Source organism: Allobosea sp. P4_C6 (assembly GCF_056402015.1).
Genome location: NZ_JBFUIF010000121.1, coordinates 1 through 4,324 on the forward strand (window position 1 = coordinate 1; position 4,324 = coordinate 4,324).

Genomic DNA, 4,324 nt, shown 5'->3' on the forward strand with positions numbered 1-4,324 from the left:
GGCCAGACCCGGCCCCGGCAGCACGGCCGAGTAGAAGGCGCAATCGCGCACGGAGTGCAGCAGCCCACCGGGAGTGCCGGCCGCCTGGACCAGCCGCTCAAGAATGAGCCGGAGCTCGCGCACGGACAGGATCAGCGTGTCGGACGGCATCATGCCCGGGGCTCCGGCGGATAGAACCAATGGGGATCGGCGCTGCCGGAGGCGAGATCCTCCGGCATCGGGGCGCCGTGAAAGATCACGCCGCGTAAATTGCGGTTCAAGAAGTCGCGGGCTTTGTCGATGCCGTGGATGCCGACATTCAGCAGCCGGGTGATATGGGCCGGAACGAAGTCCTCGGCCATAATGTCGGCATGCGGCGAGTGATAGGGCAAGCCGGCGAGCGCCTGAATGCGGGTGACGACCTGGCGGTGGAGGGGATGCGCCATCAGGAAGCGCGCTACGCTGAGGCGCGGATCAGCTGCGGCAAGATCACGATCGAGCGCCACCACGAGGCGTGGCAGGTCGAGGCCGAGATTGTGCGCGTCGCCGATTTCCTCGCGCGGTCCGCGCCGCGGCTCCTCGGCCGTGCGCGACTTGTACCAGACATAGCGCTGCGAGCGCTCGGAGACGAGATCGAGATCGAAGGCCCAGCCATAATCGGCCTGGACGATGTCGCGCAGGCGAGCGATCGACATCTCTGGTCGACCGGCGAGTTCCTCGTCGATCACAAGAGTTTGCGCCAGGCCGTCGGCGATATCCGGTACGAGTTCGATGACAAGCGAAAGCAGTGTCTCATGGGCCTCGGGATGGACCCGGCCGTCGAGCGAAGCCGTGAATTCGACCAGAGGCGTCGGGTCAGCGCTGCCGGCACGGACGCGGCCGATCAGGAGATCGAGTTCGCGCCGGATGATCGCGAGATCGTCGGCAACGGTGCTGCTGGGCGCGAAGGCTTCGTATTCGGCGCGATCCTGGCGCCGTGCGAGGATCGCCTTGTCGAGCAGGGCCGCCAATTGGACGAGCGGTGCCGCATCTGTTCCGACGCGTACCAGCCTGCCATGGGCTATGGCTTCCTCATGAACCGTCAGCCACCGGTCGATCAGGCGCGGGTGGTTGTTGACGAAGAACATCAACCCCAAGGCCGAGCCGTTGCCGACGCCGAGGAAGCGGCGCAGTTCCGGCTGCATCGCCACTGCCGCYGCACCGCCTTTCATCCGTGCGAAATGCTGGACGAGATYGCCAGCAAAGACGCGCATCATATAGGCGGTGAGCATCTGCGCCTGCAGCGAGGCGCGCAGCGGGTGGTCAGGCGCGAACGCCAGGAAAGATTTGGTGCCGAAGGTGCCGTTGCCGTCGATGCCGGTATTGCGCATGAAGTAGCAGGTGCGGCCAAGCTCGGCGATCGGTGGCTGTCGCCCGAATGCGAGGTGGTCCACGGCGAGATCAAACAGCCGTCCCGACCGGTTCGAGCGCGCCCACGTCAAGGTTTTCGGGGTGGCGCGGCCCTCATAGAGCTTCGGCAGTTCTTGACGGAGCTGTTCGATCCCGGCCGGCGAGAGTTTGCCTTCGATGAGCCCGCCCATCATGTCCCAGGACCGGCCGATGATGCGGCCGGTGCGTTCGCGGCCACAGGGCTCGAACGAGAGGATAGGGAAGGTAAAATGCCACCCATTGGCCTCGATGCTATAGCGCGCCGTGCCGCGACCGCGCTCGTCGATGGCGAAATCCTCGCAGGTGATCTGCCATCGCTGATCGGAGGCGCGTGCCATCAGGGTCCGCGAGGCACTGATCCGCGAGGGCTGGATCGCAGCCAACATCTCCGGCCGCATCAGCGTGGCGGGCGACCGCATCAGGGCCTGCGGCTGCCAGGGACCGGATTCGGAGGCGTGGGAGAACGACAGGGCATTCAAGTCATGTATTCCCGAATTGAGCGCTGAAACGTCGAGCGGCAGCGACCGCAATCGGCGCGCAGGTTGCGTGGTCGAAGCGCGTGGTCGGACCGGAGATCGCGATGACTGCAATGCATTGGCCGGCGGCGTCGAAGACCGGCGCGGCCACCGCTGCGACAAATTGCGGGTCGGTTGGGGCGAATACGGCAAAGCCTCGTTCGCGGACCTCTCCCAGCGCGGCATCGTCTGGAAGCGTGATGCCCTGTTCACGTAGGCGCTCCCGCATCTCCTGCGAGCCGAAGGCGACGAACACCGAACCCGAGGCGCTGGCTCCCAGCGCCATGCGCGCGCCGACCCGCAGATCGGCACGCAGCACCTGGCGTGACTCCACCCGGTTGATGATGACCGCGTGATAGCCGTCGAGCACGGAGATGGTCGCCGTCTCGCCGCTCTCCGCGACGATCTCTTGAAGTAGTTCCGTCGTCCGCTCTCCGAGATTGGCCTGCTCAAGCGCGCGCACGGCGTAGAACTGGAAGCGCAGCGCCAGGCGGAACGCCCCGTCGGGCGTCTGCTCGAGGAAGCCTGCATCCACCAGCGTACGCAGCCGCTGATAGACCGCGGCGCGCTGGTCGCCTGTCGCCTTGACGACGTCGGGCAGCCTCATCGGCTTCGGTGACGCGGCGATGATGTCGCAGACCGCGAGCGTCTTGAGCGTAGTCGAAAGAGAGCGAACAGCCATTGCGTCTTCTATATGAATACATTGTATTATATTAAAATCGCCAAATCTGGATCTATGTCAAGCCCCGGCGGTGCCGTTTTCGCAAACAGCGACGATGCGCGTCTCGGTCAGATCGAATTGCTCACTCAAAAGCGAGGCGCAGGCTTTCCGTTTTGTGACTTCACTGCGAGAGGCGCATCGAGCTGGGTGAGAGGCTCGGGCGGGTCCGCCGACGAAAGCTTTCCATGGCGTCATAGCGCTCAGACGATGGAGATGGATGTCGAGAGCGGGGAACGTTACGCAGACCCTGGTCCAGACACCGGTCATGATAAGGGATTTTCAGCCGGTCGGCTTAACTTGAGCCACGAGGTCGTCATTATCCCAGGCGTTCACCTTCCCCTTTCGCCGACGCAGACGGCCGTAAGGGGCGAGCTTATGAAGCTCCGGCATAAAATGGGCCGTTGGTGCCGGCTGTTCTTCTAAGGCGGTCGTGATCACCGGAATGTTCAGGAGCGCGCACAGCCGAGCGATCATCTCAACATTGCGACGGAGGTCGGCAACGGGGATATCGTTGACCGTTTGGAACAGCACCAACTGATGGTCGAGCAGAAGGACCAGCGTGTCCGATGGATCGATAAGTGCCGCCAACTGCGGGGGCCCGCGGTCGTCTTGGTAGTGACAATCCATACTCGCGTCCGGGCAGTCCCACAGACGGCTTCATCGATGTTTGCGCCGGCGGGAAGGGGTGTCTCCCGTTGCCTGGCGCCGCGAATCTAGGATCGCTGAAACGATCACCCGCGACGATCGACACAGCCCTGAGATTGATTGATCAAGTCGCCGCGTTGCGACGCAGAACTAGCGCGCATCGTCGGACAGAAGCTGCTCGCTCCTGGAGAGCGCGGCGTCAACGGCGCGCCCGGAAGCTGTGAGAGAGTACTCGATATGAAGCACCCGGCCGCTGAGATCGCGGCGTTCAACGTAGCCTGYAGCCTCGAGGGCCTTCAGCCGGGCAGACAGAACCCGCGCCGAAATAAGCGGCGGGAGCTGCCGTCTCAAGGCTCCGAAACGCAACGGCCCGCGGCGCGCCAATGAGAATACGATGTGGCTCATCCATTCCTGCGAGAAGAACTTCAGGAAGCTATCGGCAACGCAATGTTCTTCTGCGTTCTCTTTCGATCGGTTCATGCGATTTGCTCTGGTCGCTAGTATCTCTCAGGTAACTAATGGCTTTTGCCCGAAACGCCGCCTAAGTTCCGCCCGAGTTTGGATCGCCTCGGTTTTTAACATCGGCCCTTGGGCATGCAAGGCCACCTACCTACAAGCCAATTCGAGTGGCGCTCTTAGCGCGGAAGACTCACTCTTTTCTGGCCGATCGCGCGGGCCCTACAGGATCGTTCAAGGAGCTTTCATGCGATTCGTCACGACGAAGGACGGCGTCGAGATTTTCTACAATGACTGGGGTCCGAGGGACTCCCAGCCAATCGTGTTCCATCATGGCTGGCCACTATCGTCGGACAACCGGGATGGGCAGATGCTCTTCTTCCTCTCCAACGGGTATCGTGTTGTCGCACATGACCGGCGCGGGCACGGCCGTTCCCCCCAAGGTCCCCGAAGGGCACGACATGGATCACTATACCGCGGATGCCTTCGCAGTCGCCGAGCCTTGGATCTCCGGAGGTCGACCAGGGCGTGGCGCCAAGGCATGATGGGCAGCGCCAAGGCCTATTGCGAAGGCCTCAAG

Annotated in this window: 4 protein-coding genes and 1 pseudogene; 1 reads left to right on the forward strand and 4 read right to left on the reverse strand. The window is 63.1% G+C overall.

All coding sequences use genetic code 11. The annotated features are described in order from the left end of the window. Nucleotides 1-149: 149 nt before the first annotated feature. From AC1DVA_RS26545 to AC1DVA_RS26560, 4 genes are all read right to left on the reverse strand, one after another. The gene (locus tag AC1DVA_RS26545) at nt 150-1,886 is read right to left on the reverse strand and encodes a hypothetical protein (protein ID WP_476807879.1); all 1,737 of its coding nucleotides are present in this window, start codon (nt 1,884-1,886) and stop codon (nt 150-152) included. Nucleotide 1,887: 1 nt separating this feature from the next. Continuing rightward, nucleotides 1,888-2,604, reverse strand: a complete 717-nt coding sequence (locus AC1DVA_RS26550; RefSeq protein WP_265055282.1) for an IclR family transcriptional regulator — start codon at nt 2,602-2,604, stop codon at nt 1,888-1,890. Nucleotides 2,605-2,922: 318 nt separating this feature from the next. Beyond that, nucleotides 2,923-3,270 (reverse strand): hypothetical protein, encoded by a 348-nt coding sequence (locus AC1DVA_RS26555; protein WP_476807880.1) that lies wholly within the window; start codon nt 3,268-3,270, stop codon nt 2,923-2,925. 168 nt (nt 3,271-3,438) lie between these two features. After that, the gene (locus AC1DVA_RS26560; protein ID WP_476807881.1) at nt 3,439-3,768 is read right to left on the reverse strand and encodes a winged helix-turn-helix transcriptional regulator; all 330 of its coding nucleotides are present in this window, start codon (nt 3,766-3,768) and stop codon (nt 3,439-3,441) included. Nucleotides 3,769-3,991: 223 nt separating this feature from the next. Between AC1DVA_RS26560 and AC1DVA_RS26565 the strand changes: the two are divergent. After that, nucleotides 3,992-4,324: pseudogene (locus AC1DVA_RS26565) on the forward strand (alpha/beta fold hydrolase); the annotation flags it as partial.